This is a genomic window from Calothrix sp. NIES-2098 (assembly GCF_963875125.1).
GTDB lineage: Bacteria > Cyanobacteriota > Cyanobacteriia > Cyanobacteriales > Nostocaceae > Aulosira.
Window position 1 is genome coordinate 7,357,544 of record NZ_CAWNKJ010000001.1, and the last position, 25,880, is coordinate 7,383,423.

The window sequence follows — 25,880 nt, forward strand, 5'->3', positions numbered from 1 at the left end:
AACATCAATCGGAATCCTATCCATATTGTTGCCAATGCAACAATTTTTTATGATTAAGCATCCTCAGAATTGAAGCTCAAACTTCTATTTTTTGGATGCTTAACTCTTGTGCAGCAGTTTCCATATTTTTAAGCAAACTTTCCTATTCTTCTTTGCGACTCTGCGGCTCTGCGCGATAAAAAAATTGAATTTCCTCAACGGAATTAGCTATACATTGAAACTCTTAATTATCTCAGATAAATGTGCAATAAAGTCTTCATCAGCCCAATAACCATCATGGCTTTGAGGATTCCACGATTGCCAAAGATTACCTGAATCAATTTCTATATCTTTCTCTACTACTAAGTCATAAGAAGGTGATAAAGGTTTTAATGGCCATCCTAAAACATCATCTTTGTCGTAGTAGTTAAACCATTTAAAATGCGGATTAGGCTTAGGGATTGCAACAATTTCTGCAAATCCTGCTACAAATAAGGGAATATTACAGCCAGTAGTAAAGATATATCGTAGAGATTTTAATTTCAGAAAATCTTCTTGTTCTGGCTGGAATTCTGGATAATCTGGACTACCCACCTGCCAAATACCTTTATTTTTTTGAGTATCCCAAAGATAATTTGAGATAACTTGGCAACCTAAAGAATGAGCTAAAATGATGATAGGTACATCATTATTTGAAAATTCTGCTCTAGCAATTTTTAAAGAACAAATAATAGATTTTTGAATTTTTTTGTAAACACTACCATCATCTGTTGCACGGTGTTCTAATGCAGATGCATCGCTAAAACCAAACAACATAAATTTTCGCAAATCTTGCCAGGATAAAGGGGCATTTTGACGCATTTTTTCCCAAACGCTATATTGGTACTCTTGCAGATCTGATTGATAGGAAATTGGCTCAAAGTGAACTTTAGCCCAAATATCTTTACCTAAAGGTTTTTCAAGAGATTGTTTGAGTATTTGGTAATACTCTTTATCTGTTTCTCCCATACCGTGTATGGTGAGAAATGCTAATTTTTTAGCCATAAGTGAATTGTTGAAGTGGTGTGAGTCTGGTTAGTTTATCAGGACTTATGGCAATACAGGATGCGGGGTAATGGGGCGATCGCATTTTTTAAACTAGGTGTAGAGAACACAAAGGAAAGTTAGATAAGTAGTAAAAGCGATCGCACTTCTTTGGCATGAAAACTTGTTTTCATATCTATATGTCTGGAAATAAATTTAGTAGTGAATTATCAGGTTGAGATATTGACATTGAGATAAAAGCGATCGCATTTTTAAAACGAACCGCCAAGTACGCCAAGGTAAGAATAGACAAAGGGTAAGTTGGGTAGTAAAAGCGATCGCACTTTTGAAACGAACCACGAAGTACACGAAGGGTGCGAAGGGAAGAGAATTAAAGGGGTAAGTCGCGTAGGTAGTAGAAGCGATCGCTTTTCCAATCACTTCCCCTTTCCCGTCCTAGATAGCCTGTTAATGGAGAAGAAAGTTCAATAACTAACTCTCTTACTGTCTCATCAGTGTGCTTCGGGTTGTGCTTTGCATTGTAATGAGTGCGAATTTCTGTCACTGTAAAACACTGATGCGTAGCTTGTGAACTTTCGTTATCTTGCTCAGAAAGTTCTTTTACTGTTTTGATGATCTGCGATCGCAAATTAATATTATTTTTAATTTTTTCTATATAGTTGGTAACTTTATCATCAGCTAAACCGAAAGGAGCTTGTTGTAAACACTTCTTCAAGTCTAACAAGTCGATAGAATTTTTATATTGTGCTTGTAGTTCAACTAGATTTTGTAGAGTTTCGGGACTAATTACATTCATTTGATTCTCCGTAGCTGTTCTCAAAGCGTAAAAATTAAGTTCTCCAGCCGCTACAATTAATTTAAGAGAGTTATCGTACTGAGTTTTACCTAGATGGTTCATACCTATTTTTAGTAACTGTGCAGGTGTACCATCAGATACTTTTTCAGTTTTAGTTGCTTTACATTCTCCAACTATTGGGTAAGGTGCTTCAGCATAAAAATCCATACCTCCGGCTCCACCTGTTGAGTTTGGGTTAAGTCCTGAACCCGTAAAACCCAATTTTAGTAATCCTCGACGTACTAGTTTTTCAAATTGATGACCGTCGCTAGAATTTCCAATTTCCGCAATTTTCTCAATCCAAACTAAGTCTGAATCTATGAGAATTGCTGTATTGTCGCTACTCCAACCTAGAAATTTACTAATGTCATAATTTAGTTGTTGGGCAGATAGGTTGATGTTACATAGTTGTGTTAGCTGACTCTGCAATTCTTCCAATTCAGGATGCAGTGGTGGTTCTAATTTTTCTAACTTACGTTTGCGTTGGGCGAAGATGCGATCGCTTAATACTGGTGATGATTCAGTAATATTAATAGGCTGTGCTAATGCAACAAAGTGGTTGTTTGATTTTATTGGTATTTCAATTGGATTAGATAATCTATATACTCGCAGATATGCTAGAAAAATATTTTTCCTTTGTCTGAGTATTTCTTGTAAAGCTTCGGTTGTCCAAATTGTTAGTTGCGATATAGAAGGTAATAATTCAGGTTTATCTAAGATTTGGCAAAGTTCACATCTAGCCCAGGTTTTAATTAATACTGTCTCATAAGCTATCAGAGGTAAATGCAACTGTTCCTTATCAGGAAGTAAGCTCATTTGCTGAGGCTGTATTAAAACACCCTGGCTATTTAGCTCTGTAAATGCACTTTGAGCAATAGGTAAAAAACTTGAGCAATAGTAATGCTCAACGGGTAGTACATTAATTGACGCATCTGCTGGATAAAGGGCAAATTCTCGTCCTGGAGTAATAAATTTATTTGGCATTGCTGCAATTATTCTACCTTGCAACAATGCCTCAATTTCTGATGCTGGCAAACGTAAAGCAGTATTAATCATTATCCCTGAAATAATTCATCTGTACTAACACTTACAGCATTTTCAACAACTGTTAGAGCTACATTGCTGCTTTCCACTTCTTCATTAATCGCATCTTGAGGAAATTGTCCTGAGGGATCGCTCAGAATTTCGCGAATGAGATAGTTATCTATTGCTATCCGCTTTTTGCGAATAAAATCGATTATTTGCTCTTCACTTAGCTCATCATTTTCACGACTTTTCATGACAAAATGAACTGCTAAAAGTGGCTTAATATCTTCTGCTTTTAATAAGACCCATTCTCCACCTAGATCTTGAGATAATAGTTTAGTTAAATATTCTTGCGCTTTAGCAGCACCTTTATTAATTTGCTTGGAGCGAACTAAGCACCCACGAGTACAATCAAACTTTTGATATTCGATTAGTCTTTTTAATGTAGCTTGCACAAACAAGCCTCCAGACTCTTGCAGAACAGCTACGACAATTTTGACATCTTTACCTTTTTCTTTGCCAAGAATTTTAAAATCAAGGTAGCCTCTATCGACAGCTTTCACTTGAACATCAACTATATCTAAAATTTGTACATTTTCTATAACTTCTCCTTTGAGAGTACTAAATCCTAATCGTAGTGCTTGAGCAAGAGTCGCTTTATCCTCCATGTAATCTTGGATAGTAGTTTCTAAAACAGCTAATTGTTGATTATAAGCAAGTTCTACTGGATGTTCATCTGGTTTTACAGAGCCAGATTTAAAATTTTCGGCACACCATTTTAAAACTTTCCTGACAATTGGTTTTTCCTTGCCCAATGCTTTAAGCTGATCTTCAGGGAATGGATAAGTTGGATAAGGTGGGGTTACTCTATTTTCTTGGTAAAATTCTTCCAACCAACGAGATACTAACGTAACAATATCATCTGAATGAAGATATTTTAATTCAATTAATTGTTCAGCTATTCTATCTACAACTGAATCAGCGTTTGATAGTTTTTTAACCTCATAAATCCAATGATCTGGAAATATAGATGTTAACAAAACACCTCGTTTAATCTTGTCAGATAAGTCTTTGGCTAAGATAGCTGTAACTTGTCTTGCAGTGTATCCTATTTCATTACAGTGGTCGCTTTCCATTTCATCAAAACAAACCACTATCGGTTTATAATCACTAATGAGGTCAAGAATTTGACGTACTGTATTGAAAGATTCAGCTTCTTGGTCATCTGCACTCACATTAGCTAAACCCATTGCATCAGCTTTTGTCTGTGGCAGATTACCACCAGCAAGCCATCGAATAGCAAATAGTTCGTAAGCTGGATCAGGAGAAAGTGTCCACAAAATGGCCGTGATAATATCTGGATTTTGAATATCAGACTTAATACCAAGCACTTTATCTCGCAAAACTTCAACTACCTTGGGATTTTTAGCTAATGCACCAGGGAATTGATTGACTAGCTGTTGAGGTGTATAGTTTTTCTTGAAAGCTTCATTAATTAAAGCTGTTGCTAATTCTTGCCACTGACTAACATTTTGACTACCTATCTGCTTAAGACTATTTGCTAGAGTTGTTAAGAATTCTGCTTTAATCCGATTTAAGTTATTGCATTGACTCATATAAACGAATAAAGCGCTACCATCAACTTGTAGGCGATGGCGAATTCGGCTGATAACATGGCTTTTACCTAACCCTCTTTCTGCCGTCATCGTAATACCAATGACTTTTGGTTTTCCACTACGAACTTCCTCAATTGCCTCATAAACAGCATCAGAAGCATGAGCATTTAAAGATGGTTCATCTGGAAAACTTTGCCCCCAAACATTATGATCTTTAACTACTAAGCGTCCATTAAATGGATTATGGTTCTTGATGGCGTTAATTAAATCGTTAGACATAGATTTGAACTAGTTGTGTATGAGGGCTAGTAGAGAATTAGCTAAAATTACAAAAATTGTTGGACTAGTTTAAACGTTTGGCATAGCAACGCAGCCCACTGACTTCAGTAGTTACGGAGTCTTCAAGTTTTACTGGGTCGTTATCTGGCAAACTCCCACCTTGAAGCTGTAAAATATCCTTCTCCTGCATTTCCAATAACCACTGACTAAATTCTGTACGGCTGACACGATCTCCTATTTCTCTCCTTATTCTGTAAATTGGCACCAGATCATCTAAGTTGTAGTCTCGGTTCAGCTTGTCGTAGACTTCCAACGCTACTGGCTTGAACTCTTCGTAAGATGCGATCGCATTCTTTGCACTCTTCCCATTAACTAATGCAGATGTACTAGCTACTGCAACATCTATCTGATTAATCCACCGCACCAAAGCATTAGCCGCCCAAGTACCAACAATCGTCCCTTCAAACTTAAAATCGCTATCTTTCAAACCTTCACCCAATACCTCTAAACCCTTAGGAGAGGCTAAAGAGTATCCCTTCTTGGAGATTGCGATCGCTCCTTGCTTCTGCAATTCCTCAAATATGATTTGATAATCTGCTACTTTCTTGCCCTTAGGTACAATTCTCTTAGCCAGTAGCCCTTTTGTTACTTCTTGCTGCGTTCCTCCCAAATCCCACAGAGCCAATAGCAGACGAGTTTTAGTTTGATTCGCAGCCTGTAAATTATTCTGTTTTACACCCATTTTATGTAGCCTATTTAACTTCTTCTCACTATCATAGGTTTATGTTTTTTACATTGCCTACTGAGAAAGTATCAAAAATTTCCTTAAAAATTCCCAACAATCTCTGTATTTTTTAACTATAAAGGGGTACTTCATTTTTATTAAGTAACAATACTTAGTTTTAAAATAAACAAAGTAATGCATCTCTGTGAACGAAAGAATAGCGATCGCTATAACCTGCCAAAAACAAGACAAAAGTACTTGCTTAATTCACAACATATTTCCTAGGGATGAATACAGTTTCTTTCAAAGGCGGGATGGAATACTTGCGAAACTGCATCACTATTACAGTGAAACGCTTTACTTGTGCTGTTGTGAATGAGCTACCAAGATTTTTTCAAAGTTAGGAAAAATACTTGCAATTCAAATTCTGCTTTTGCAACAGCACGGCTTTTAGCAAATGCAGGTAATAAAAAACGATGAACACAACATACGGAGAGCGTAAATGGGTTTCGCGGTTGCTGGCGGTTTGTCTGTCAGCCTTGCTAATAGTACCCGTGCTGACTAGCTGTGGAGGTTCCCGAACTGCTAATGTACCACCACCAGTTGATGACACAGTTGGTAGAACAGTAAGCGATCGCAACGCCACAAACCAACCCCAAGCTAAGAAAGGATTGAGTGGTGGGCAGAAAGTAGCGATTTTGGCAGGAGCCGCAGCACTTTACTATCTCTACAACCAGCACAAGAATGCTCCACAAGAAGGTGCGCAGGGCAAGTACTACCTTTCTAAAAACGGGCGTGTATACTACCGCGATGCTCAACACCGCGCTCATTGGGTAACTCCACCATCAGAGGGAATTCGAGTTCCTGAATCTGAAGCGCAAAGATACCGCGACTATCAAGGCTATAACGGGCGCTCTACAGGTAGGGATCTAAGTGGCATCTCTGCAACTGAAGCCCCAGCACTTTAGATAAGTCAAACGTGTGTGTCAATCAAAGCGACTTCCCAGAGGATAACGCCTGTCGCGCACGTGAAACCACAATATTCACAAAGGAGATAGATCATGGTAGATGATTTTTTCCGCAAGGCGAAGGATTTGTTCTTAGGAAGGAACGACGATCGAGTTAACGAAGAATACCGCGATCGCGATGTACGTCCAGCTAGCGAAGACCCTTACGGCGATCCAGCCGACCAGGATGTTTACGGTAATGCCATCCCCGCCAGCCAAGACCCTTACGGCGACCCAGCAGACCAAGGCTTTTACGGTAACGCCATTCCCGCCAGTCAAGACCCTTACGGCGACCCAGCCGACCAAGGCTTTTACGGTAACGCCATCCCCGCCAGCCAAGACCCTTATGGCGACCCAGCCGACCAGGAATTTGGTGATATCCGCCCAGCTAGCGAAGACCCCTACGGCGATCCCGCTGATGACGAATACCGCCGCTAAAGCAAACTAGATTTTGCTGCGTTGGTAATTGGTGACAAAAGAATAACTTGGTAGATAGTACTCAAGGCAGTAGCATTCAATCCTACTGCCTTTTACTTTGAGTGCTTTAATTTTTCTTCTTTGCGCTACGGACACTTTCCTCAACGGAGGGAACTCCGCACGGAAGTGTTTGACTCTACAAAAAACAAAATTAAACCGTGACAGTAGACAGGATTTCCTGCGCTCTATCAATATTTCGACGCACTGATTGAGCAGAAGTATGCAAAGCTGCCCTTTCTTCATCAGTGATATTTAATTCCAATACACTCTCAATTCCGCCACAACTCAACCGACAGGGAACGCCGATGAAGATATCGTTTAAACCGTATTCACCTTGAAGATAAGCCGCTACAGGCAATAAACGCGATTGATTGAGCAGAATCGATTCTACCATCATGCAGGTAGCGGAGGCGGGGGCAAAAAAAGCACCACCCGTTTGCATCAATTCTACAATTTCGGCACCACCGTTACGGGTTCTTTCTACTAAGCGTTCAATGGTGGCTGCATCCAATAATTCTGTAATCGGAATGCCGTTGACGTTAGCATAACGAGGCAAGGGAACCATTAAATCGCCGTGACTACCCAACACCATCGCCTTAACATCGGCGGGTAAAACTCCTAATTCCAGAGCGATGAAGGTTTCAAAGCGGGCTGAGTCTAAAACACCAGCCATACCCATGACGCGATCGCGTGGTAAACCAGTTGCTTGCCAAGCCAAATAAGTCATCACATCCAAGGGATTGGTGACGACAATCAAAATCGCATTTGGAGAATGAGCGATCGCATTTTTGGCGGCTTCCACTACAATCTTGGCATTGGTTTTGAGTAAATCATCTCTACTCATCCCTGGTTTGCGAGGAATTCCTGCGGTAATCACCACAATTTCCGAACCCGAAGTATCAACATAGTCGTTAGTGCCAATAATCTGACGATTATGTATTTCAATTCCTCTGGCTTCCATCAAATCCAGTGCCAAGCCTTGAGGCATTCCCTGGACAATATCTAATAAAACTACATCTGCTAGGTTTTTCTCAGCAATTCGTTGAGCTAGGGTACTACCAACTCTACCTGCACCAATAACAGTGACACGGGGTAAATGGCATAGAGCCGGAGATTCAGGATAAGAAGACATATATAGGTGCGACTAATATAGTCGGAGATAGTATTCCACTACCTACCTAAACGATAGGTTAGTGGTTTGTTTGATAAATTATTTGGTAGTAAGCACTTTAGTGCTTTAAAACAAAGGACTCAAGTCCTGACTACTAGGTTTCTCTTGCCCCAGACTGCACTTTAGTCTGAGGGCGTTGAATTATTTAAATTCTTCTAGTTGATCTAGACGTAACCAAATGTTAGGTGTGGGTACTTTGCCAAACTTCACTAGGGCGTAATCACCTTTGACATCAACAATTTCGCCTTTGCTATCAAACAAGTACCCAGGAAAGCGAGAATCGCTAGCTTTTGCTTCTAAGCTGTTTTCCAACTTTTCGCGGACAGCGCGAACCATATCACCTCTTTTGACTGGCATGAGTTTCCCTCTCTATTTTGCAGATCCTTTTATACAGGATCTTAGCTCGCGCCAATACATAAAGGCCTATAGCTGGCATTGGTATATTTTTATGTCAACGCTTAACTTAACTAATGTTGACATTCAGGGCAAAAGTGACTCGAACGCCCCGCTAACCTAGTACGTTGTATCAAATTACCACAAACTCGGCAGGGTTCACCTGCACGATTGTATACTAATGCTACACCACCATAGTTACCATTAATACCTTTTACATTGAGGAAATTACTAAAAGTTGTACCACCAACCTCAATACTGGCTTCTAATACTTGAATGATGGCAGACCGTAAAAGCTTGATTTGCTCTCGCTGCAAATCTGTACATAGGGTTTCTGGTAATATTCCACTCTTAAAAAGTGCTTCATCAGCATAAATATTACCCAATCCTGCCACGACTGATTGATCTAGTAAAGCAGTCTTGATCGGACGGCGACGATTTTGTAGCTTTTGCGCTAAATACTCAACTGTAAATTCTGGTGAAAACGGATCGACTGCGAGTTTTGCCAAACCAGTGATGACACTTTCGACAGCAACATTTGAGGGAACCCACCACATTTGACCAAATGTACGCTGATCGACGAAGCGCAATTCCTGTTGCTCCCCAAAGAATAATCTGACCCGCGTGTGTTTGTGTAGTGGTTCGTCTTTATGCAGCCACAAGAGTTGACCTGTCATTCGTAGATGCACTCCCAAATAGCCAGCGGTGGGAGAGGGAGATAATTCAGCTAGGAGATACTTACCACGACGATACCAAGTGGCGATCGCGCTTCCTTTAATTCCATGAATAAATTCGCCAACAGAAAACGGGTAGGCGATGGTGCGATCGAGCAAAACATCTCCACCCGTAATTTCTTGATTTAGGGTCAACTGATTGAGACCCCTGCGGACTGTTTCAACTTCAGGCAGTTCAGGCATTTAAGCTGATTAAGCAAGCAATTTGCTGTTTTGGGGATAGAGGATTAGAGAGTTAGGAGGTAGTAAATTTCCTCCAAAGTTCCAATGATTGGCTTGTGACTTGGAAACTCCTCTCTATCATCCCATTAAAAAAGCCCCTTATAGCTTACTTGCTTACTTTTTAGCTTTCGCTGCTGGAGCTGAAATCTCTTGTAATTCTGATTCGGCAAAGTTGTTGGTGTTGATGCCTGAGTAATTTACCTTATCAAACCGGACAATCACTGAATACTTGATACCGCTTTGGTCAATAGAAGCCACGGTTCCTACATCTTGATACCAGTAGGATTCCGGGCGGAGAATACGTACTTTAGAACCACGTTGAACCATGATTTTTTCCCTTTTAGTTATCAATTGCCAATATATACGGCTAATTGATTTCACTCTACAACCTGAAGGACGCAGCCAGAAGCTTTGTTAAGTTATTTTTCTAGGTTTTCGAGGGTCAAGAGTCTGTAGTCATTTCTTTGCGTCTTCTTATCCTCCATGCACCAACGATCAATTCTCCCTGTCCCATGCACCAATCCAGCGATCCCCGCACTCCCACTTCCCAGCTAAATGTTCACAACTTAAAATAGTATGTAAACCTTCTTGACAAAAGTCTGGCGATCGTTTAATTTCGTGTCGTTCGCAGATAACACTTCAAGAAAACCTCATACTTTATTCAGTACAAACACACTACCCTCGTTCCCTCTACCAATCCTGAGATCGTTATCTAAATAAGTGATATCTAACCATCCTGGTTGTCTATCACTGTTAATCGCAGTATCAATTGCCATTAATTTGTCACCAGCCTCAATTTGTTGGATCAAATTTTCTGGAGAATTGTAACCTAATAACCGTTGCCAACCGATGATACTTCGATTAAATTTGACTAGGACACGACGACCTGAGACTGGCTCAAATTTGGCAGCAACACTGACCAATCCTTCTAAATAAGGTAAGCCATATATCTCGGCTATATTGTAAACGCTAGTATTTTCTACGCGAATATACTGATAAATTTGTCCCAGTTTGCAAAAAGGTAATCGATCCAGATTTAATAGAGCTTTGCTTGTGGTATATATTAATCGCCAATTACCATTAAGCAAATCAGGAGCCTCTACAGGAAGTGGTGTGGGGTTGAGGTCTTCTAAAGTGGCGATCGCTGCTAATATAGCTTGTTTCTGTTGCTCGTTAGCCAGTAAACCGCGATTAGTTCCGGCGATCGCATCTAAGAGAGCCGCTTTTCCAATCATCGCCTATCACCTCAAAAATCATCAGGATGAAATCAGCATCAAACATATATAAATGTCAAATGTATAGAGCCTAACTAGAACATTAATAATATCCTGGCATCTGCCATAAGGTAATTAAATAAATGTCTTTTGTCAGATTGCGGATTGTTCAACTATTGAGTTGAATTAATAACTAAATTAACTCATATCCAGTGATAGACTCTTATTGTCTAGTTACTTGAACTTCCTCGTTTCTTGACCGATATGTTGAATTCTCCATTACGTGAAGAACCCCGCAACCAGCGAGCTGGTGTTATTCCCTTAAAACAAGAGACTTCTGTTTTAGATTGGTTACAAACTAGCGGTAGAATTATTGCGCGTGACTTTCACGAACCTGATTTTCTTGAAGACGAAGAAGAAATATCAGAGTTTCTTGGTGGAGATGATGGTATCGGTGATTATGACCTTGATGACGACGATGATATAGCTATTGCCGAAGATTAGCCTGTTATGGCTGGGAACGTTGTGGCATATATCGTCACTATATGTTCAGTTTTGTAAGTGTGGAGTGAAGGGAAAATTCCGTGGACGCTAAATTATCTCCTGACCAAGGGTTAAACTTTTCTGGAATCGGTATTGCTTCGTGTTTGGCTATCGGGCTAGGCGGGGCTGCATTGGTTTTGGATTCTATCAGTAATAGGTTGCCTTGGCAGGGTATGTCTCTGACCCTGCCACTATTGTTGTCTGCGCTAAGTTCAGCGGCCCTAGGTTTCTGGGCGATTCCGCTGCTACAGGCACTCAAAACTGGGCAAATAATCCGCGAAGATGGCCCCCAAGCCCATCTGAAAAAAGCAGGTACACCTACTATGGGCGGTATATTTTTTATACCAGTAGCTGTGATACTTGCCTGCATATTGTCTAATTTTGCCAAAGAAGTACTAGCAGTTTCCGCATTGACACTAAGTTATGGCTTTATTGGCTGGTTAGACGATTGGCAAATTCTCCGTCGTAAGTCAAATAAGGGTATATCGCCCCGCACAAAACTAGCTTTGCAAATTGGTTTTGCAGCAATATTTTGTCTGTGGCTGATGTTTAATCAACCTGCTGGCATCACAAGTATTGCTTTACCTTTGCTAGGTACTTCCATTCCCTTAGGATTTCTCTTCTGGCCTCTAGCTGGCTTTGCCCTAGTCGCGGAGAGTAATGCAACTAATCTGACTGATGGTATTGACGGTTTGGCAGGGGGAACCGTAGCGATCGCTCTTTTAGCCCTTGGTGCTGTAGTTGCACCCACCTCAGTAGGATTGATGATTTTCTGTGCTGCTTTAAGTGGCGCTTGTTTAGGTTTCTTAGCCCACAATCGCAACCCAGCGCGTGTTTTCATGGGAGACACTGGTTCCTTGGCTCTGGGGGGCGCTCTAGCGGCTGTAGCGCTGCTAACTAACAGTTTAGTAATCCTGTTCATTCTCAGCGGTATCTTCTTCGTAGAAACCCTATCTGTGATGGCGCAAGTAAGTTATTACAAAGCCACCAAAGGCCCCGATGGTAAAGGTAAGCGCTTGTTGAAAATGGCACCCTTACACCATCACCTAGAACTTACTGGTTGGTCTGAATTGCAAGTGGTTTCCGTGTTTTATATAATCGCTGCAATTTTGGCAACCATTTGTATGGCAATCAGTTAATTCTCTACGATTTGAAAAAAAGCATTTTGAAAAAATAGTTAAATCTCGATTGTCAACCCCCACAAGTTTGGGGGTTGTTTTTTATGTTTATAAAACCATATGGCGATGAATAGAAAATTGTCAGATTACTTACGCATTTGACTGACTAAATGAACTAGTTCTGGCAATATTAATTTTTCCATTCCTAGCCGCACAGCATTACTTGAACCAGGAAGAGAGAAGATTAATTGATTTTGATAAATACCAGCAACAGCACGTGAGGCGATCGCCCGCGAACCAATTTCTTGATAACTCAAAAAACGAAACAATTCTCCAAATCCTGGTAATGTCTTCTCCAGCAATTTTTCAATCGCATCATAGGTAGTATCTCTTGGTGCAATACCTGTGCCACCATTGAAAATTACCACATCTAGATCTGTAGCCTCACCTAGCAGTTTTATCTGTTCTTGAATCTGTTTTGGCTCATCTTTGATAATTTGATGAGCTAATACACGATGATTAGCAGCTAAAAGTAATTCCTTAATGAGCTGACCGCTTTTATCTGTTTCCAGGGAACGTGTATCGCTAACAGTGACAACAGCACAATTGACTGTGATTATCGGCGAATCTGGGTGAGGTTGTTGCGTCATAGGTAAGTTATTTCAATAGAGTTATTAGTCCTTAGCCTTTAGCTAATGACTAATGACTCTTGACTTCTTAAGATTTGCTAAATTCTAAACCGTTTTCTTCAGCGTACCGTTGCATGAAGCGAATAAAGCGATCCCATTCTTCGGCAGATTTGATCAGGTAAACTGCTTCTAGTGCTTCTGGTCGGCCGTTGACAAATCTAGCCTTGACTTCGCGGGTGATGATTTCCCCTTCTTGGTCAATCATGTACATCCCGGTGATATCTTCGGTAGTGGTTTGCGCCAAAGCTTTAGGATTGACAAAAATAAATGTTGCAGTGCCACTTTCACCAGTACGCGATCGCGTTAGGCGGACATCAGGTACTACATCTTCGTCTATACCTCTAGAAAATTGGATTTTTGCCATGATGAGTGAACTTAAAGTTTTGTAATGATTAATATATTATTCTCTCATCATTTTAGAACTAAGCAATCTTCGCTATTACTGAGATTCGTTAATTACGACTCAATACTTAATTAGCTTACCGTTCCAGTAACAAAGTGACAGGCCCATCATTTTCAATGGCAACTTGCATCATTGCACCAAACTCACCAGTTTCCACTTTTAAACCACTGATACGTAATTTGGTAACAAATCGTTCATACAAATCTTGAGCTAATAGAGGAGTAGCTGAACGGTCAAAGGAGGGACGGCGACCTTTGCGACAATCACCATAAAGGGTGAACTGGCTCACTACCAGCAACTCACCACCAATTTCTTGCACAGATTTCTGCCAACGGTCGCCTCCTTGTTCATCAGGAAACAATCGCAATTCCAAGCACTTACGCGCCATCCAATCGAGATCGGCATCGGTATCAGTATCAGCAATCCCCACAAGTAAGTTGAGTCCCCGACCTATTTTGCCGACAATTTCACCATTAACAGTAACTTGAGATGATTGAACTCGCTGGATGATAACGCGCATGAACCACTTGACTATTATTAAAAATTTACTCCAAGTCAGATAGAGAAGTTAGTAAGTATTAAAATAGCAGCATCATACATAGTTTTATAGTCATAGTCAAAGATAACTAACATCAGCTAGCCCCAATTCCTTGGCTATTTAATAAAACCCTAACAATTATTAGTTTTTTTAAATGGCTCAGGTCGGATTTGAACCAACGACCCCAGGCTTATGAGTCCCGTGCTCTAACCAACTGAGCTACTGAGCCGTGTTTTTTCACATGATTTCTAAATATAGCAGAAAAGTTTGTTCATTTCTAGTCTAACTGGCAATTAATTTTTGCTTGGGGTTTAAAGAGGATGGCTATGCCTAGCAAAAGAGGGAGTTAAACTCCCTCTATGAAAAATGTAATGATTGAATTCTAGACAGCCAGAAACTAGATCCGATTCGCCAGATAAGTGATTGGGTTAACTGCACCCTTACCTGCTGGATGAATTTCAAAATGGCTGTGCGGGCCAGTACTAAAACCAGTGCTACCCATAAGAGCAATTGTTTCTCCTTGATGCACTTGCTGACCTGGCTGCACTAAAATCTTGCTGTTATGGCCATAGCGAGTCATACTGCCATCAGGATGGCGAATATCAACAAGATTGCCGTAACCACCGTTGTTCCAGCCTGCCTTCTCAATCACACCATCAGCTGAGGCGTAAACTGGCGTACCAGTTGAGTTTGCAACATCAATTCCTTTATGCATTCTGCCCCAGCGCCAGCCATAGCCAGAGGTCAGCACGCCTTTTGCTGGCCAAATGTAAGCTACAGATGATGAAGATGGAGGAGGTATAGTTTCGTCAATTGGTTTAGGTAGATATTGATCTACTGCTGACAAAGGCGGTAAACCTGGAGAAACTGTCGTTCCTCGCATCTTTCCTAGGGAGTCAGAAGCATTGATTCCGCGAGGCGGAGTTGCGATTCTAGGAGCAGGTGTCTTGCGTCCAGGGTTTTGGTTAGAAAAGAACTCTGGATTTACTGGCTCGTTAGTTGGTTGAGGTGCCCGGTAAAGGGGCTTCATTTGTGGAACGCTATAATTAGTCGTCCCAATGGGTGAAGGCACAGGAATCTGTACAGCGCTCCGTGGCAAAGTGGGGCTGGATACCGCAAAATTATTTGGATTACCAACTGGCACTGCAACCGCAGCATTATTATTTTCGCTAACGGCAGGGGTAACTACACCAGCTTGTTGAGCGCGATATTTCTCACGCAATCTCTGAATTTCTGCTTGTAAGCTTTGAAGACGCTCATTACTTTTGGTGCTTGCTAGTTTTTGCGGTTTTTGATTTTCCTGCATTTCTACAAAAACTTTTGGCACCGGAGCATCACCACCAACTCCATAAGCATTAGTAGGAACGGGGACTATTTCAGAAGCCACCGTATTTGCTGGAATTGGGTTGCTAGTAGCTACTGGTGTTGGTACGGTAACACTGCTGTTGTTAGCAACAACTGGTAACTGTGATGTCACAGGTAAAGTTGGGTTAGCAATAGCTGTGTTCGCTGGGGATAGAGCTACTTTGGAAGTAACATCAGCCTGCTCTACAGTCGGATTAATTGCTAACTTGGATGGGCTAGCAGATGGAATAACCAGTTTTTGACTGATTTGCAGTTGATTTGGATTGCTCAGATGATTTGCCTTAGCCAATTCTGAGACGGAAGTACCATAATGATTAGCGATCGCTGCTAGAGTATCACCGGGCTTAACTTCGTAAGCAACAGCAGTCGATGGTACAGCAGCTTTGAGTGTAGTTGGTACAGGAGTTGCTGTTGGTAAAGGAGTTGTTAGGGGAGTAGATGCCGCTTTTGCCTGTTTTAGTCTAGATATCAGGCTGGCTTTGCTAGCATCATTGGTAATTGGTAGCTGCTCTGTTGTAATGGTGCTTGCGTTGAGTTGTGGCGCTTTCTCAACTACAGCTGTTGGCTGAGACAACCCCACGTTAACTTGTGATAAATTCTTACTCTCCTCAGACCGCAACTCCGCCAGACTTTGTTTTAAACGGTTCGATTTTTCTTGTAACCTATTCAGCGCAAACTCTTGCTGCGCCTTTAATTGAGCAGTAACTTCACTGTTAGCAGTTGCATTGTCTGTTGCTACTGCTGTCAGTGATGTAGTTGGCGAATTAACTACACTATTGGCAATAGAAAGTTTTTGTACTTCTTTTAGCTTGTTAGCTGCTTGCAAACCCTGTAAAACTTGGGGTTGCTGATAAAAAGAACTCTTATAGGTTGCTGTAGTTTTGGCGGTTGTTTCTGAAACCGGAACTGGCACAGACATTCCACTTGCCGCAACTTGCAATTTAGCTTCAAGCCCAGGCACCTGTGAAATTGCTGTTGGTTCCACTATGACAGGATTTTCCGGCACGCTCACTAAGGAGACGGTTTGGTTTTCCAGCTTTGTGGGAGCAAATTTCATCTCGGTGTTAGGAGCAGCAGGAATCGTTGAGGCTGCCTTTTGGCTGCCTACAGGAGCCGCTGCTTGAGCTTGATCGCTTTGTCGAGTTACCAAGAGGCTGGTTGCTCCCATTGAGATTGCCAAGCCAATCATGGCGGCTTTTGTTCCCGCCCTGTGGTTGCTCACAGAATTGCTCATGTTTGACTGTTCTACCGGGGCACCTTCACTGCTGGGGGTATTTTTCAGCACAGCCTTTACTCTCTTTTTCAATGCTCGTTTCAAAGACGACCTCCTATTGATCACTAGCGCTTAACTGACCTCGATTTTTTTCAGTCTGATACTAGTCAATGATTTAGATCACATCAAATGATTGATCAAGATCACACCCACCAGAGATACTTACGCAAGATTAACCTGCTTCTCTGATTTAGACAAGTTCACACCTTTTAGCAAAACTTAAAATTGCTGTGCTGACTTGTCCGCTCGTTCCTCACACCTTAGGATGTTTTGCCTTTTGCAGTTGTCTGCGCCTGTATTGCTGAAGTAGCTGGGAATGGACAAAAATAAATCCTTTGCCAAGTCCACTTTGCTCTTTGCAATTGATTAGCTTCGACTTCTCGAAAAGCAAATCTCCCTGCTGTAGATATCTTCAAGAGATTTCTATCCAATCCGTCTACCCAACACGAGACTTTACGTTGATTATTCCCTAAAAAACAACCGTATTATCTCGCAGCTAATTTTGCGCTTCTTTCAATTACCGCTTGAGCCAAAAATGATTAAATGCCCCATAAGACTGGGTTTTATCGCTTTTGTTCCCAATGTTTAAGATAATTGAAATTCATCAAAATCTATCATTCAAATTCCGAATCGACGCAAATTTTCGATATAAATTTCTTATATAAGCTCTCCTAATTTTTTAAGTAATTTTTACTCAACTATTTAGAAGAGCCTACAGAATCAAGTATAACCATTCACATCGTTTTGGCTGTAACAATAGATATATTTGCTGAAATCAACTACTTGGGCAAATGATATCTCAAGATATCTCAGAATCGCTTAGGTGTTTTTACTTATAAATATTGCCAAAGATTCTATTGTAAATAACCCAATTGACGGCGCGCCTCAAATAATCCTACTGCAACACTTACAGAAAGATTCAAGCTGCGAACTTTAGGTTGAGCCATAGGAATATATAGTGTTGCATCACAAGCTGATAGAACTGTTGGCGGTAAGCCAGTAGTTTCGCTACCAAACAGCAGCCAGTCATCTGTTTGAAAATTAAATTGGGCATAATTAGAACTGCCACTAACGCTGAAACCTAACCATCTACCACCACGTTCCTGATGGATGTTTTTAAAGGCTTCTAGGGATTCATGATAGTTGAGCTTGACATAAGGCCAGTAATCTAAACCAGCTCTTTTAAGGTAGCGATCGCTAATTTCAAATCCTAAAGGCCCTACCAAATGTAATTCTGTACCTGTAGCAGCACAAGTACGCGCAATATTGCCTGTATTCGGGGGAATTTGAGGGTTAACTAAAACTACCTGCGGCATTGTTCAGTGGCAAGAATGTAGTGTAAAAAACAATGTATCGACTCGGCACATTCTACCAAGGGTTGGGCACTATCTATAGGTTTTGTTAATAATTATCAAGCTCTGCCTATCGATTAGATTTTTAAAACATAGCAAATTAACTCTCAGAGGAGTATCTGAGAGTATTTATCGCTAAGAACAAGAATTTTTAAATTTTTGTGTTGAAACTGCTATAGCCGAAAGTTAAGGGAGCAAGGAGCAGGGAGAGATCGAACAAGGGGGAGAGGAACAATGAGCCTTAGCTATTGCCTATTACGTTTTGACCATTGACCCTGGATTCTTGACTGTTCTCCATTCCCCAATAACGCCAGTTAGCTCAAGTTAGGAGACCCATCCACCCGACTGGCTCTCCAATGCCCGATGCCCTATACCAATTTTTCTCCGCTTCCTAAAAAATCTACCATTTGTAAGAAGACAGAGGGGTGTGGTGTTACGCCATTGAGGGGGAACACAATTTATCCTCTAATTCGATTTCCCGTTCTTGGGTAGCGACAATTGCTTGGGAGATGACTCGCTGGGAATCAAACCCAACTGCGTGCAGTTGTAACCATTGTTTAGCTTCATTACCTTCGCGGAGAATTTTGTGCAAAGGAGAAAGAAAACAACTAAACCCTTGTTGTTTAGCGATCGGCCAAACTTCTTGGTACATTTGCTCTATCCAGTCTCTGGCGATAATGGTTCTACCATCTTGCCAGTGCTGAAGCGGAGCATCCAAACTTGTAGTGGCAGCAGCAGCTTCGTTGCTAGCAGTTAAGCCGATCAGTTCTTCTGGTGTGAAGCTACTTTGTGTTAACGGATCGATGTCAGGATTTTCGATTACCTGCAACAAACGAGCTTCTAGCAACGCAGTAATTGCGAGTAAGGCGATTGGATCTGTAACTAAATCGCAAATTCGCAGTTCTAAGCGATTCAATTCATAAGGACGGCGATCGCCATTGGGGCGGACTGATGCCCACAAATGCCGCACATTTTGCATTGTGCCAGCTGCTAGCTGTTCTTCCACCCATTGAATGTGGTGAGCGTGGCTTTCAAATAAAGGCACACGAGCTGGTGTATGGGGAAATAGCCCCCACCGAGTAGAGTGATAACCAGTAGCTTTACCTTCTAAAAATGGTGATGAAGCGCTGAGGGCGAGGAATAAAGGTGCTTCTACTCGCACTACCCGACACGCCCGCATTAATAGTTCTGGATCGCTGATACCTATATTGATATGTACGCTAGCTGTGACTACTTTTGTGCCATAAGTGCGCTCAATATAGTCGTGGTAAGGGTTAGCTGGATCGGAACGGAAAAAGCGATCGCTTCCACCCAAAGATAAGGTACTACCTGGAATTAAGGTATAGTTACCCAATTGTTTGAGATATTTTCGTAGTTCGTGACGAGGACGCAGCAGGGCACACAATAACTGCTCGTAACTGTGTAATGGCTTAGTTATGTATTCTACGTTGCGGCTATCTGGCTCTCGTACAAATCCGTCTAAAGCCTCAACAATTTTGTCAGAGAGTCCGACGATTTCACCTTGAGGTGTGCCCGTATACATCTCAATTTCAAAGCCTTTCGATAAGCTCACTTCATTCTCCTCGGCTCTCTTAGCCTCTAAATTGTATCGAACGAGACGATTTTCTGCATCAACGTTGATGCCAAGTCAAATTCAGAATTTTTTAACTGCGAACTAATAAACACAAGCATTCTGCCTGTTTTTTATAACTCAGGAATACTAAAGGTATAAATAATTTATGTCCTTAGTATTAGCGATCCATAATTAGCAATTCTTCACTGATTCCTCAGAGCGATAGACATTACTAGCAGCCTTATGCAATCGAGAATGCTGCCAATTTCCCGGCAGAAAACACCAGCATTAGTTAAGCCTATTATTGCCAGGCGATCGCCTACACAAAATCAGTACCAAATTTGTCTAGAGGCAATATAGTCCTCCTATTTTGTATATTCCCATAAACTTAGTACTAGTTTGTGGAACAACATAGTTGCTTTTAAACTCAAAAGTGCAACTTTGCAGTAATATAAATGTACTATAAATAATTACTCAGAACAGGGAGAATTATCCATATCAAAATTACATCCCATTCATGTTATTGGTCATTTGTATTGACAAATGACCAATGATTATTGACAGTGTTATCCTCTCGCCAACATTGCTTAGACGCGCCTAAGGCGATCGAAGTTTACCCTACTTGATAGCAACAATTTGATTTAACATCAGCACTAATGTCACCATACCCAAAATAGCCATTAATCCTGAAGGCATAAACTTGCGTGTTTTTGCTAACCGCAAGCAAAAGAAAACCACTAAAACAGCAGTAACCAAAGTTGCTACCAATAAACCCCAGGGTTGTCCTTGTAATTGGAGAAAAGAGGCGAAAATTAGTAATAAACCGCTGATAACACCACTTATTAGCGAAATTCTACTACTAGCCTGAATGTAGCCCATAATGCCACCAATCAACGCCAAAATGCCATAGACAAAAGCGGCAATTATACCTGTTTCCATTGTTAAAACCTATGTAGATTTTGACTTTGCAGCAAGGGTCGGCAGACAATTTACCATAGCTGTTGAAGCTCATCACCCAATTGATTGATGGATAATCAAGCGATGTCTACGGGAAGCACTTCATCCTATGCCAAAATTCAGTACCTCCAGCGTCAAGCAGCATCACTCTTACTTTACCAATCTGTTCTTCAAAGCGAAGTGGGGATAGCATTTCTAGAACTGTTGCAAGCTATACGCTACACCGATGCCGATGGGCGGGGTTGTCTTCAAGCCTACGGCAGTTACTTTCACGCCTTAGCTGCTAAAAATCAAACTTGGGAAGACTACTTAATAAATCAAATTCTGATTGCGGAGAATCCATTTACCAAACTGGCTCAAAAACAAGAATTTGCAAATCTTCCCACAGCATTAGTCGCAGCCGCACAGCAAGATTTACACGTGTTGCAGAGTTTATATGAATGTAGCAGCGCTTTTTTGAGCGAGTGGGTACAAACTGTAGCTCATCTACCTGTGTCACCAATTGTATGGTACACAGAACAAGATAAGACAGAAGTAGAAACCCGTTTGGAAGCTAAGGCGATCGCCTCTTTGCATCATTCAGATAACTGGGCTGATACTATCGAAGATTTAGCCGCTTATTATCGCCAATTTGGTACAGGGTTATTTGCCGAATACCGGGCTTTGCGCTGGCAAGCTGGCAAGTTTGTGGGCATTCAGCATCCCGATCCTGTCAAACTTGGCATACTAGCAGGTTACGAGTCACAACGGGACGCTTTGTTAAAAAATACAGAGTTTTTATTAGCAGGTGAACCTGCACTACACGTTTTACTTTATGGTAGTCGCGGTTCGGGAAAATCGTCCTTAGTAAAAGCTTTGGTGAATGAGTATAGTCAGCGTAACCTGCGTTTAGTGGAAGTGACAAAATCTGAATTACAAGACTTACCAATCATTGTGGAACAATTGCGAGGAGTACCACAGAAATTTATTATCTTTGTGGACGACCTTTCCTTTGAAGAAGATGACGATGCCTTTAAAGCACTCAAGGTAGTTTTAGAAGGTAATTTAACCGCACGACCGCAAAACGTAGTTGTCTATGCAACTTCCAATCGCCGCCACTTGATTCGAGAATTTTATACAGATAGGCCTGCTCCCAAGGATCGAGAAGAAATCCATGTATGGGATACGATGCAGGAAAAGCTTTCTTTTAGCGATCGCTTTGGACTAACCTTGACCTTTGAGGGGGCAGATCAAAAAACTTATTTAAAAATTGTCCGGCATTTAGCAGCACAAGCAGGAATTAATATTAGCCCAGAAGATTTGGAGTATCAAGCATTACAATGGGCTACTCGCCATAATGGTCGTTCTGGACGCACAGCACGTCAGTTTGTTGATTTCTTGAAAGCTGATTTAGCACTTTTTAGTGAAAAAAATAATACAGATACTCAAGAATAGATTAATTCAATGCTTGGGAATTTCAATCTTTAGGGACTTACAAAAAATGCTATTTGCAAATATCGGTCGCCGCAGATTTCTGCGAAAGAAAGTGAGGAGCAATGTCCATCATAACTACTGATTTTGTCAACTTGACTAGGCTAAAAATAAGTAATATGCACTCAGCAACAGTAAGTAATCGTTTGTTTCTTGGAATAGTTGCCTTTAGTGTAAGTTTTGGTCTTAGTCTTGTCCCTAACTGGGATTATACTAAAGCCTTTGTCACAGGTATCATTACTTTATTTGCTACCTATGCAGCAGCATTTTGTGTAGATAAACGGCGTAAAAACCATGAAATGCTTGTTTTAAATTCTTTGCGCAAACGAATTCGAGAACTTGAGGAATTAAAGTCGCGGATAGTTCGAGAAATTGACCAAATTGAAGAACATCGCAGTTCATTATACGCAGAATCTAAACAACTTCAAAATAAAGTCACAGAATGCCGCAATCAAAGGGATAGTCTCCATAGAGAACTCAGCACTTTTGCTGGACAAAAAAAACAGTTAGAAAATGAACTTAGTGTGCTGAAAGCAGAAGTTCATAGTTTAGATAAGAATAAAGCTGAACTGAATAATTCTTTCTCGGTTCTTACATCAGAAAAACGCCGACTTGAATTGAATTGTAATGTTTCTCGCTCTGAAATTAATCAGTTGCAGAATCAAATTTCCGAACTCCAGCAAGCAAAGCAAGAGCTTGAAAGTAATTTAACTCTGTTAGGGAGACTTAAACCTCAAGTAGAAGAAAAACTCTACGAACTGCGAATTCAACTACAAGATCTAGAACTTGAGGTTAATCAGAAAAATCAATTACTGAGTAATACAACAAACAATAGAGAAAATATAGAATCTAGACTGAATGATTTACAAACCAAAACAATAGAAAAACAAGCCGAATTGCACCAGTTAGAAGAGCAAGTTTCATTATTGCAATCAGAACGCGATCTATTACAGAGCCAAGTTTGGGATTTACTGCAACAAATAGAAACCCTTAATCCCGAAATTTTCCCAGAAAAAGTCTCCGAAGATATTCAAGAAATTTTCCCTTTTGAAGAATTAATTCAACCTATAGAAATATTCAATATAGAAACTGATGTCTCTGAGAACTTACCAGAAGAATGGAACAATTTTTTGCATCAGCTACCAGATTATGAAATTCAAGTACTAAAAGCTATATTAGAGCAAGAAAATTCCCGCGATGTTATTAAACAGATAGCAGAAGCAAATATTACTATGCCTAACCTCCTAATTGATTCAATTAATGATAAAGCAGATGCTACTTTGGGTGAATTAATCATCGATCCGAGAGTAGAAAATCCAGAAATTTATCACGAGCATACAAATAACGTCAAAAAAATGCTAGCCATATATCAACATTCTTCATAAAAGTTCCAAATGATGTAGCGAATTATATCTGTCTTCCCTTGGTGTCCTTGGAGTTCTTAGCCTTTAAAAAGTTAATTCTCTCAACTCAAATAGAATGGCTATAGTTAATTAATTTATTCATGCCGTTGTAAAATTACTGAATAGGTATAGCATATACCTGACTTAACTTGCGGGCTGTGAGCCTCTGCGTTCAAAATCAGGTGAGATCAACTACATGGCAAAGCTCAAAATCTCAAAAAAAATAACCACTGCTTTAATTAATTCTTTGGGTGCAGGAGTAGTACCAAGGATGGGAGTTGAACATATAGCAGTTGGTAGAGAACTAGAACTAAAAAGCCTGTTACAGAATCTCGACGATATTGCAGAAGGTGTATCGGCATTTCGCTTTATAATTGGCAACTACGGTTCCGGTAAAAGCTTCTTGCTGCAACTGATTCGTAGCCGTGCTATGGAGCAAGGTTTTGTAGTTGCTGATGCTGATTTATCCTCAGAGCGCCGCCTAGCAGGAAGCAACAATGAAGGTTTAGCAAGCTATCGAGAATTAATGAGCCGCCTAGCTACAAAAACTCGTCCTGATGGTGGTGCTTTAGTTTCAATTTTGGAAGGATGGATTAATAAAATCCAACAAGAAGTAGTGAAAGAATCGGGACTACGCCCGAATGATGAAGGTTTCGATGACCAAGTAGAAGCAAAAATTAGAGAAGTTGTTCAGTATATTGAAGATTTAGTTCACGGATTTGATTTTGGCACCGTCATTATCGCATATTGGCGTGGTTATAGATTAGATGATGATGGTTTAAAAAATGCTGCTATGCGTTGGTTGCGTGGAGAATTTACCACTAAAATTGAAGCAAAAGCTGCTTTAGGTGTGCGTGTCATTATTGATGATGATAGTTGGTATGACTACATCAAGCTATGGGCTAGATTTGTTGCAGAAATTGGCTATAAAGGGCTGTTAATCTTAATGGATGAATCTGTGCATCTCTATCAAATATCAACTACAGTTACACGAGAAAAAAATTATAATAGACTGCTAGCAATGTTTAACGACACTATGCAGTGCAAAGCCGAACATCTGGGTATTTTGATTGGTGGTACTACAAAGTTTTTAGAAGACCCAAATCGAGGATTATTTGCCGATCCAGCTTGGCGCAGACGTACTAAAGAAAGCCGCTTTGTGACCCAAGCTGGTGTTCAAGAATATTCAGGCCCAGTAATTCGACTCAACCCTTTAAGCCAAGAAGAGATTCTCACACTTCTGCAACGTATAAGTGAAATTCATGCTCTCAATTTTGGCTATGAAAAAACATTGGCAAATCGACAGTTAAATGAATTTGTACAAGAAATTGTCAATCGCTTAGGTGCAGAAGCATTGCTAACACCAGGGGAGATTGTCCGAGACTTTATCAGTGTGTTAAATATTCTCCACCAAAACCCAAAAATAGCCTTATCTGAATTAATTCATGGCTCTCAATTTAAACCTACTGCTGCTGGTAAAGATACAAACTTTGATGAGGATAATGCAGCAGAATTTAGTTTGTGATTTGAGTTTGTGATTTGTTTTTGTGTCTGTTTGTTTAACAGGTTAGTCTTAGGTGTGGATTTAAAGGGTTAACCAGCTAAAAACTATATCTATTTTGCTTGTGAATGTATTGCTTGCGGAAGATTGCGATCGCCCCATGATTGATCACGAAAATCACACTTGAATTTTAGATAACTCTATCAAAACTAAAACCCCTGAAAAGTAACTTTTTCAGAGGTTTTACTGATTAAGCGGGCGGCGGGAATCGAACCCGCATTAATAGCTTGGAAGGCTATTTAAAATCCTTTATTTACAAGGGTTTCAGCTTAATAAAATAATTTTTACACCCAATTTACACCCAAATAGGTAAATGTTAAGGTTTCCTGACTTTTATTTATATTTTGGACTCAAACAGAAAGAACACTTGTTTTCAACTAAGCGGGACTAAATTAAGCACTCACCGCTAAATCTACTGAAATCCTACCTGGAGTGAGCCATTACTTGAAGATACCGTAGTTGACGGTACAGTTGGAGGGGCTTGAAAATGAACTTATTTATGAACACACGCAAAATCTCAAGTTTTTGTCTGAGACCCAAATTAGTTAATAAAGAGATTAAAAATCACCTGATTTAACCGTATCGAAGGAGCAATGAGACGATATCTGTAATCAGTAACTATCGCTAAATCTCTAGGATTAACATCAGCAGATAGTAAATTGCTTGTTGATTTTCAAATGTCTTATCTACCTCCAGAACAATAGGGAATAAATTTTATGCTTCCTTTTATTGTCGGCCTCTTGGATTAGCTACCAGAGAAAGTGGTGGGTGCTTTTACTACTCATGCTGCTGGAGATAGTTATAGACAAACAGCTAAGGCCTTTATGCTTAAGAGTTAGTTTAGACCACTTTTTCGCTTATGGTTCAAGCTAAAATGGCACGCGAGAAACTAGGGTTCCTATTTCGTAGTTAGT

At 40.5% G+C, this 25,880-nt stretch carries 24 protein-coding genes and 1 tRNA gene; 7 read left to right on the top strand and 18 right to left on the bottom strand.

Going from position 1 to position 25,880, the window contains the following annotated elements; translation table 11 throughout:
• Positions 1-207 precede the first annotated feature (207 nt).
• The 5 genes from AACU33_RS30960 to AACU33_RS30980 all read right to left on the bottom strand — a co-directional run bounded on the left by AACU33_RS30960 (position 208) and on the right by AACU33_RS30980 (position 5,521).
• Entirely contained in the window at positions 208-1,023 is an 816-nt protein-coding gene (locus tag AACU33_RS30960; RefSeq protein WP_096594121.1) for a hypothetical protein, read from the bottom strand.
• A gap of 195 nt (positions 1,024-1,218) precedes the next feature.
• Positions 1,219-1,362 (bottom strand): hypothetical protein, encoded by a 144-nt coding sequence (locus tag AACU33_RS30965; protein ID WP_339376389.1) that lies wholly within the window; start codon positions 1,360-1,362, stop codon positions 1,219-1,221.
• A 31-nt stretch (positions 1,363-1,393) separates the two neighbouring features.
• Complete coding sequence (locus AACU33_RS30970; RefSeq protein ID WP_096594122.1) at positions 1,394-2,914, bottom strand: DUF1802 family protein; 1,521 nt, start codon at positions 2,912-2,914, stop codon at positions 1,394-1,396.
• Positions 2,914-4,779, bottom strand: coding sequence for a P-loop NTPase fold protein (locus AACU33_RS30975; RefSeq protein ID WP_096594123.1), 1,866 nt, complete (start codon positions 4,777-4,779; stop codon positions 2,914-2,916). The genes AACU33_RS30970 and AACU33_RS30975 overlap by 1 nt, the downstream gene beginning before the upstream one ends.
• A gap of 64 nt (positions 4,780-4,843) precedes the next feature.
• Positions 4,844-5,521 (bottom strand): hypothetical protein, encoded by a 678-nt coding sequence (locus AACU33_RS30980; protein WP_096594124.1) that lies wholly within the window; start codon positions 5,519-5,521, stop codon positions 4,844-4,846.
• A 458-nt stretch (positions 5,522-5,979) separates the two neighbouring features.
• Between AACU33_RS30980 and AACU33_RS30985 the strand changes: the two genes are divergently transcribed.
• Positions 5,980-6,471, top strand: coding sequence for a hypothetical protein (locus tag AACU33_RS30985; RefSeq protein ID WP_096594125.1), 492 nt, complete (start codon positions 5,980-5,982; stop codon positions 6,469-6,471).
• 93 nt (positions 6,472-6,564) lie between these two features.
• Positions 6,565-6,948 carry a translation initiation factor gene (locus tag AACU33_RS30990; protein ID WP_096594126.1) on the top strand — a complete coding sequence of 128 codons (384 nt, stop codon included), beginning with the start codon at positions 6,565-6,567 and terminating at the stop codon, positions 6,946-6,948.
• A 190-nt stretch (positions 6,949-7,138) separates the two neighbouring features.
• Here the strand turns inward: AACU33_RS30990 and mdh are convergent, their stop codons facing one another.
• From mdh to AACU33_RS31015, 5 genes are all read right to left on the bottom strand, one after another.
• Positions 7,139-8,119 carry a malate dehydrogenase gene (gene mdh / locus AACU33_RS30995; RefSeq protein ID WP_096594127.1) on the bottom strand — a complete coding sequence of 327 codons (981 nt, stop codon included), beginning with the start codon at positions 8,117-8,119 and terminating at the stop codon, positions 7,139-7,141.
• Positions 8,120-8,299: 180 nt separating this feature from the next.
• On the bottom strand, positions 8,300-8,515 hold the full coding sequence (locus AACU33_RS31000) for an NAD(P)H-quinone oxidoreductase subunit O (protein ID WP_096594128.1): 216 nt from the start codon (positions 8,513-8,515) through the stop codon (positions 8,300-8,302).
• Between the two features lie 110 nt (positions 8,516-8,625).
• Positions 8,626-9,468, bottom strand: a complete 843-nt coding sequence (locus AACU33_RS31005; RefSeq protein WP_096594129.1) for a DNA-formamidopyrimidine glycosylase — start codon at positions 9,466-9,468, stop codon at positions 8,626-8,628.
• Between the two features lie 153 nt (positions 9,469-9,621).
• Positions 9,622-9,834, bottom strand: coding sequence for a photosystem I reaction center subunit IV (locus AACU33_RS31010; RefSeq protein ID WP_096594130.1), 213 nt, complete (start codon positions 9,832-9,834; stop codon positions 9,622-9,624).
• Between the two features lie 323 nt (positions 9,835-10,157).
• Entirely contained in the window at positions 10,158-10,742 is a 585-nt protein-coding gene (locus AACU33_RS31015) for a PAP/fibrillin family protein (RefSeq protein WP_096594131.1), read from the bottom strand.
• Positions 10,743-10,985: 243 nt separating this feature from the next.
• Here AACU33_RS31015 and AACU33_RS31020 point away from each other — a divergent pair, with 243 nt between their 5' ends.
• Complete coding sequence (locus tag AACU33_RS31020) at positions 10,986-11,225, top strand: DUF3134 domain-containing protein (protein ID WP_096594132.1); 240 nt, start codon at positions 10,986-10,988, stop codon at positions 11,223-11,225.
• Between the two features lie 80 nt (positions 11,226-11,305).
• A complete protein-coding gene (mraY, locus tag AACU33_RS31025; protein ID WP_096594133.1) occupies positions 11,306-12,403 on the top strand; it encodes a phospho-N-acetylmuramoyl-pentapeptide-transferase in 1,098 nt (365 codons plus the stop codon).
• A 125-nt stretch (positions 12,404-12,528) separates the two neighbouring features.
• On the opposite strand, the gene AACU33_RS31030 is transcribed toward mraY, so the two are convergent.
• The 8 genes from AACU33_RS31030 to AACU33_RS31065 all read right to left on the bottom strand — a co-directional run bounded on the left by AACU33_RS31030 (position 12,529) and on the right by AACU33_RS31065 (position 20,514).
• Positions 12,529-13,032, bottom strand: a complete 504-nt coding sequence (locus tag AACU33_RS31030; RefSeq protein ID WP_096594134.1) for a MogA/MoaB family molybdenum cofactor biosynthesis protein — start codon at positions 13,030-13,032, stop codon at positions 12,529-12,531.
• A gap of 67 nt (positions 13,033-13,099) precedes the next feature.
• Positions 13,100-13,435 carry a photosystem II reaction center protein Psb28 gene (psb28, locus tag AACU33_RS31035; protein ID WP_096594135.1) on the bottom strand — a complete coding sequence of 112 codons (336 nt, stop codon included), beginning with the start codon at positions 13,433-13,435 and terminating at the stop codon, positions 13,100-13,102.
• 115 nt (positions 13,436-13,550) lie between these two features.
• A complete protein-coding gene (gene dtd, locus AACU33_RS31040) occupies positions 13,551-13,994 on the bottom strand; it encodes a D-aminoacyl-tRNA deacylase (RefSeq protein WP_096594136.1) in 444 nt (147 codons plus the stop codon).
• A 173-nt stretch (positions 13,995-14,167) separates the two neighbouring features.
• Positions 14,168-14,241: transfer RNA gene (locus AACU33_RS31045), tRNA-Met, on the bottom strand.
• A gap of 168 nt (positions 14,242-14,409) precedes the next feature.
• Positions 14,410-16,695, bottom strand: a complete 2,286-nt coding sequence (locus AACU33_RS31050; RefSeq protein WP_096594137.1) for a peptidoglycan DD-metalloendopeptidase family protein — start codon at positions 16,693-16,695, stop codon at positions 14,410-14,412.
• Positions 16,696-17,504: 809 nt separating this feature from the next.
• Positions 17,505-17,966, bottom strand: a complete 462-nt coding sequence (locus AACU33_RS31055; RefSeq protein ID WP_096594138.1) for a tRNA (cytidine(34)-2'-O)-methyltransferase — start codon at positions 17,964-17,966, stop codon at positions 17,505-17,507.
• Between the two features lie 469 nt (positions 17,967-18,435).
• A complete protein-coding gene (gene gshA, locus AACU33_RS31060) occupies positions 18,436-19,575 on the bottom strand; it encodes a glutamate--cysteine ligase (RefSeq protein ID WP_096594139.1) in 1,140 nt (379 codons plus the stop codon).
• A gap of 618 nt (positions 19,576-20,193) precedes the next feature.
• On the bottom strand, positions 20,194-20,514 hold the full coding sequence (locus tag AACU33_RS31065) for a TMEM14 family protein (RefSeq protein WP_096594140.1): 321 nt from the start codon (positions 20,512-20,514) through the stop codon (positions 20,194-20,196).
• A gap of 87 nt (positions 20,515-20,601) precedes the next feature.
• On the opposite strand from AACU33_RS31065, the gene AACU33_RS31070 reads away from it, so the two are divergent.
• The 3 genes from AACU33_RS31070 to AACU33_RS31080 all read left to right on the top strand — a co-directional run bounded on the left by AACU33_RS31070 (position 20,602) and on the right by AACU33_RS31080 (position 24,930).
• Positions 20,602-21,966: a DUF815 domain-containing protein gene (locus tag AACU33_RS31070; protein ID WP_096594141.1), complete on the top strand. Its 1,365-nt coding sequence runs from the start codon at positions 20,602-20,604 to the stop codon at positions 21,964-21,966.
• Between the two features lie 101 nt (positions 21,967-22,067).
• Positions 22,068-23,387, top strand: coding sequence for a tellurite resistance TerB C-terminal domain-containing protein (locus AACU33_RS31075; protein ID WP_339376390.1), 1,320 nt, complete (start codon positions 22,068-22,070; stop codon positions 23,385-23,387).
• A gap of 214 nt (positions 23,388-23,601) precedes the next feature.
• Entirely contained in the window at positions 23,602-24,930 is a 1,329-nt protein-coding gene (locus tag AACU33_RS31080) for an ATP-binding protein (RefSeq protein WP_096594143.1), read from the top strand.
• The last annotated feature ends 950 nt before the right edge of the window (positions 24,931-25,880 follow it).